This is a genomic window from Blautia sp. ZXY-1-C6 (genome assembly GCF_056339875.1).
Window position 1 is genome coordinate 1 of sequence record NZ_JBWJVQ010000055.1, and the last position, 5824, is coordinate 5824.

5 protein-coding genes and 1 pseudogene are annotated in these 5824 nt (G+C 42.4%); all 6 read right to left on the reverse strand.

Annotated elements, in window-relative coordinates:
* Positions 1-145: 145 nt before the first annotated feature.
* On the reverse strand, positions 146-763 hold the full coding sequence (locus tag AC075J_RS02275; protein ID WP_119245768.1) for a flavodoxin family protein: 618 nt from the start codon (positions 761-763) through the stop codon (positions 146-148).
* A gap of 67 nt (positions 764-830) precedes the next feature.
* Positions 831-968, reverse strand: a pseudogene (locus AC075J_RS02280) (DUF3990 domain-containing protein); the annotation flags it as partial.
* A 90-nt stretch (positions 969-1058) separates the two neighbouring features.
* A complete protein-coding gene (locus AC075J_RS02285) occupies positions 1059-2996 on the reverse strand; it encodes a bifunctional metallophosphatase/5'-nucleotidase (RefSeq protein WP_330657500.1) in 1938 nt (645 codons plus the stop codon).
* 92 nt (positions 2997-3088) lie between these two features.
* The gene (locus tag AC075J_RS02290; protein ID WP_025579692.1) at positions 3089-3958 is read right to left on the reverse strand and encodes a DegV family protein; all 870 of its coding nucleotides are present in this window, start codon (positions 3956-3958) and stop codon (positions 3089-3091) included.
* 179 nt (positions 3959-4137) lie between these two features.
* Positions 4138-5328, reverse strand: coding sequence for a S41 family peptidase (locus AC075J_RS02295; RefSeq protein ID WP_173679357.1), 1191 nt, complete (start codon positions 5326-5328; stop codon positions 4138-4140).
* An 80-nt stretch (positions 5329-5408) separates the two neighbouring features.
* A partial coding sequence (locus AC075J_RS02300; protein ID WP_476389927.1) for a cell division protein FtsX occupies positions 5409-5824 on the reverse strand: 416 nt, incomplete at its 5' end.

Below are 5824 nucleotides of genomic sequence, written 5' to 3' on the forward strand. Positions count from 1 at the left end.
CCTTTTTGCGTATAAATTAGCGCAAAATAAAGTACATCAATCAACTTTAAGATACTATATATAGTATACAAAAACAGTTTTTCAGTGGCGTCCCTATAGAGGTGAGGGAATTCTTGCTACGGTTGTTAAAAGCACTCAGGAAGCTCTATCTGATAAAATGAGTAAATACACGTTCTTCCTTCTCCGGAAGTCCAAACTGCTTTTTACCAAGTTCGATACTCTTCATCAGAAAAGTCATATTTCTGGCGAGTACACGCATGGTCTGCTTTCCTTCTTCATCCCTGTCAGCTTCTCCCAGTTCGCGTCCATGTATGCAATTCCAGTACTGGCTGGCCGCAATCGGCATGTTTGATATGGTAAAATACTTGTTCAGCTCATCAAAAGTCGCTGAACAGCCTCCACGTCTTGCACAGACCACGCTTGCGCCCACTTTCATTGTTTTATCAAAAGATGTGCTGAAAAACAGTCTGTCAAGGGTGGCAATCAGTGTAGCATTCGCTGAAGCAAAATATACCGGACTGGCAACCACAATTCCATCCGCTTCTTCAAATTTCGGTGCCAGTTCATTCACCACATCATCAAAAACACATTTGCCAAATTCCACACAACGTCTACAGGCAATGCATCCTCTTACATCTTTATTGCCTACCTGTACAATTTCCGCTTCTACACCTTCTACTTCGAATACTTTTTTCATTTCTTCTAATGCAATAAATGTATTTCCTTTTGTTCTCGGGCTGCCGTTGAGCATTAATACTTTCATTATGTACCTTCCTCTTTTCGTTATTTTTTTGCTCATTCAGTAAACAATTACTATTATATACCAAACCCTATATCAATGCCATATTATCATCTATCTCATAAACATTTACAGTTGGCGTTTTTCTATAAATTCTGGCTACTCTTATTGCCATCTTTTGTGCCTGTTCTTCAATATCTGTCAAATAGAATCCCTGTCCAAAATCCTTGTATAGTCTGCACTATAAAATAGCTTTTCACATATCCGCCCTTTACCATCCTGATAGAGCAACTGATCATGCAATGTTTATAGTAAAATACTATCTCCTTCTTCTGATAATCTTTACAACCCCAAAGATCAACAGCAGAATCACCCCAACAGCCACAATACAGATTCCCACAATCGCTATTGCAAATTTATTCGGATGTTTTATCAGATTTATGATGTTTTTGCTGTTGTCGGCAACTTTTCTTTCGTGTGTTGTATCATAATATTCCGGCACATTTGCAATTCCGTCTTTGTCTGTGTCTTCAAAGGATTGCATGTATTCTGCAATTGCAGCCCAGGCTTTCAGTTCTTTTTTTCCATCCATGACTGCATAATCTTCCAGATTCTCTATGGGATTGCCGTTTTTATCTTTGGGGACGATGGATATCAGACCATAGGATTTGTCCAGAACAGAGCCAAGCATACGGCCTGTGTACAGGTCGGTGACAACATGATATAATTTATCGTCCTGTATTTCTTCCCTTTCCCCGTCCTTGTCTGTCAGATAACAGTCTGTTACTTTATTTAAGATCATGCGGTGGGGATTATAGGTGAAATTCATTCCACTGCAATATAATCTGGCTATTGTCATAAAATCTGAAATTGAGGCATCTACCTCTGCCACTGTTTTCAGTTCTTTTCCCGTTAAATATGCACTGATCAGAGGATAACCCGCAAGTCCGTCCTTTCCTGTTCCCAGCGAGAAGGAATTATATACCTGCTCCACTGTTATATTGCCTTTTGTATAAGTATCTCTTACAGTTCCTGCAGGTACGATTGCAACATCTACTTTTTCTCCGTCAGAGTCTCCTACATTCTCTACTGCATATACATAAGCATCTGATATGATATCTCCCAGATTTAACTCCTCATGCTTTGTTTCCATCTCACTGAGGCTGTTGAATTCAATATCATTCTCTGCCAGAATTTCCTCTCTGGTATAACCAAAATTGGAGAGATAATTGATATCAACAGTATCTGACAATTCATCTATTTTCTTCTGTGTGGCTTCATCTGCTTTGATTTCATCCGTAACCGGAACAAGCTCATAGGTATCCGTTTCCCACCGTCCATTCTCTTTCTGAGTCATGGAAAGTGTTCCCAGGTTTTTCCCATATTCTCCACAGGATACGATGCAGGTATCTCCCTGCAGGATTGGTTCTGCCAACTGTGTGTGGGTATGTCCGCTGACGATCAGATCAATGTCCGGAACATTCTTTGCAAGGATTTCGTCCTCTGATACTTTTTCGTCCTCCCATGTTCCGCTGTGTGATACACAGGCGATCATGTCTACATCTTCGTTCTTTTTTATTTCCTCTACTGTTTCTCTGGCTGCTTCTGACGGGTCTTTGAAAAGAAGCTCGCAGGTAGGAGCGCAATCCAGAGAATCCTTGCCGAAAACACCCAGTACTGCAATCTTTACATCACCTTTTTGAATTACCGTATAGTCTTTTACTCCATATGTCTGAAATGCTTCATAAATCTGTTTCTGTCCTTCACTGAAGCCGGCTTTTTTCATTGCATCCCAGTCCACATTACACACAACCATCCTGGGAAGGTTTTCGCCTGAACTGACTGCGGCGTTCAGCATATCTGCCAGACCATCGGAGCCGTAATCAAATTCATGATTTCCCAGAGTTGTCACATCACAGCCCAGATATCCAAGCATCCGCAATTCGGCGGACTCTGTGTCATATACAGTCTGTATCAGAGTTCCCATGGAAAAGTCTCCGCCATCCAATATGAGTGTATCTGTATTCTCTTTCTCATGCTCATTGATCAATGTTTTCAGCCGGGCAAACCCGCCGGTCTCCTGCTGTGTCCCGTCTACAATCGTTTGAAAGCTGTTCAAATGAGAATGCAGATCATGGGTGAAGAGGATATCCAGATGTTTTTGCTCCTCTGAGGCGTTTACCTGATATCCTGTCAGTCCTGAAACGCTCAGCATAAATATAAATGTGAATGCGAATGCTTTTTTTAATAATTTCATAAAATTCTCCTGTAATATCAAAAATGGTTCCACAGTATCATTTATCTTCCCGCAGGATAATGATACCATGAAACCATTTTGCAAAAACTAATTTATCTTTCATCTCCCACAAAGAACAACGCCATTGTTCCCGGACCTGAGTGAGCGCCGATGGTGGCTCCTACCTGATTCATGATAATCGTGTTGATCTGGTATTTTTCTTTTACTTTCTCTGCCACATAATTTGCATCTTCTTCGCAGTCGCCATGACTGATAAAGATGGTATGGCAGGTGTCATGATAGCTGCCGATTTTCTCATCCATAAGCTTTACCAGCTCCTGAAGGGATTTTTTACGGCCGCGGACTTTTCCGATGGCAGTGAGTTTTCCGTCGTTGTCTACATGAAGGACCGGTTTAATATTCAGCATGCTTCCTACTACTGCAGTAGTTCTGGAAATACGGCCTCCGCGGTATAGGTGGTTTAAATCGTTGACTGTAAAAAGGTGTACCATATGAAGCCTGTTCTCTTCTGCCCATTTCGCAACTGTCTCCATATCTTCTCCCTGCTCTTTCTTCTCCTGTGCAAGGTAAACCAGAAGCCCCTGACCAAGGGAAGCGCCAAGAGAATCTACCACGATGATCTTGCGGTCCGGATAATCCTCTATCAGTTCCTCTGCTGCGATACGGCTGCTATTGTATGTACCGCTTAAGGCAGAGGAAAATGCAATATGAAGAATATCTTTTCCTTCTTTCAGGTAAGGCTCCAGCAGTGCTTTTGCATTTTCAGGATTTACCTGTGCTGTGGTTGGCATGGAACCGTTTCTCATTGCCTCATAAAATTCATGCTCCGGAAGGAAATTTCCATGTGTATAATTTTTTCCATCCATGGAATAACTGAGATACATGCAGCCTACTCCATGGTCTTTGAGATATTCCTCCGGAAGATCTGAATTGTTGTCGGTGGTGATCACATATTCGCTCATGTTGTCGCCCTCTCGTTTTCTGATATTTTTCACTTTCTGCCCATTAACTGTTCAGTGTCTTCGCAGTTGCAAAGCAAAATCCGCTGCCTGCTCAGCAATGGGTCTTTCATCTATAATAAAAACACTTCTATTATAAATACAGCTACATACAGTATAGCATCAAACTATCAGCCAAACAACTACTTTTCCTTCTCAACTGCCTTAATCGCTTCCTGCAGCTGATTATCCTCCTCATGAGTAATCTCGTCTTTATTCTTATTCAGCAGACGGGTATCCAGAGAAACCTCTATATCAGGTTTGATTCCTGTTTTGTTGATGTTGTTTCCTTTTGGAGTGTAGTAATTGGCAACAGTCAGTTTAATGGCGCTTCCGTCTGAGAGCTGGCGGATGGACTGTACCACGCCTTTTCCGAAAGTGGTTGTTCCGACGATCGTTCCAATACCATAATCCTGCACTGCACCGGCAAAAATCTCTGATGCACTGGCGCTGCTTTCATTTACCAGGACTGCAAGCGGAATCCGGAGTTCGTTTTTGCCATCACATTTTTCCTCTTCTCTGTTTCCGTCCTTATCTTCGGTGTAAACGATCAGTCCTTCCGGAAGGATTTTCCGCAGGATATCACAGACAGAATCAAGAAGTCCACCAGGATTATCGCGGAGATCCACGATCATTTTCTCCATTCCCTGTTTTTGCAGGTCATCAAAAGCTTCCTGATACTGTTCGCCGGTAACGCCTGTAAACTGTGTAATGCGGATGTAACCGATTTTAGAATCCAGCATTTCATGGAAAACAGACGGTAATTCCACATCTGTGACAGGGACTGTGATTTCCATGGCATCTTCTGCACCTTCTCTGTGAACAGTAAGCACCACACTGTCTTTATCTGAATTGCGGACAATGTCTGCAACATCAGATACTTCATCCTCTGTGATATCTTCCCCGTCAATGGCACTGATGATGTCCCCTTCCTCCAGTCCTGCTTTTTCTCCGGGACCGCCCTCATAGCATTCAACAATCTTTACTCCGCCTTCTTTGTTCTTCTCCATAAGAATGCCGATCCCCACATAGCTTCCCTCATTGGAAGAATTCTCAGAATCGTATTCCTCTGCTGTATAATATCTGGAATAAGGATCATCCAGCCCATAGAGAAGACCTGCATAAAGCCCTTCCTGAAGCTTTTCTTCATCCTTATCTCCCAGATAATATCTGTCGATCAGCTCTTCAAGATATGCCAGCTTTGATGTACACTTGCGATCACCAAGAGCTGTTCCTTTTGCTGCAAGACCTGTTCCCGCAAAGGCACCTGTACCGATGCACGTCACAACCAGTGCTCCTGCTACTGCACCTTTCCAAAATTCTTTATTTTTCATGTCTGCACTCCTGTAAAAAAAGCCGCCGGTTTATGATATGATATCATTGTTCCGGCAGCTTCATGCTTATCTGCTTTTTATTATACTCTTAAATGCTTTCTTGTTGTAAAGAAACTTCCGATCAGTCCGATTCCGATTCCAAGTCCCAGACTTATTGGAAGTAATGTCTGGTAAATCTGCCATACCGGGATGAAATCCACCACACCTGTAAGCACATTAAACCTGGTCAGAATATAGGATATTGCCCCATTATAACAGAAATAAAGCACGATCAGCGGAACTGCTGCTCCGACCACCCCCAGAACCATGCCTTCCAGCAGGAATGGTGCTCTGACAAATGCGTCTGTCGCTCCTATGTATTTCATAATTCCGATCTCTTCTTTACGGACTGCAATTCCCACAGATACCGTATTGCTGATCAGGAATATGGAGATAATAAGCAGTAATACAATGATGGCAATGGAAATATAGGAAACCAACTTGTTGATATTTCCCA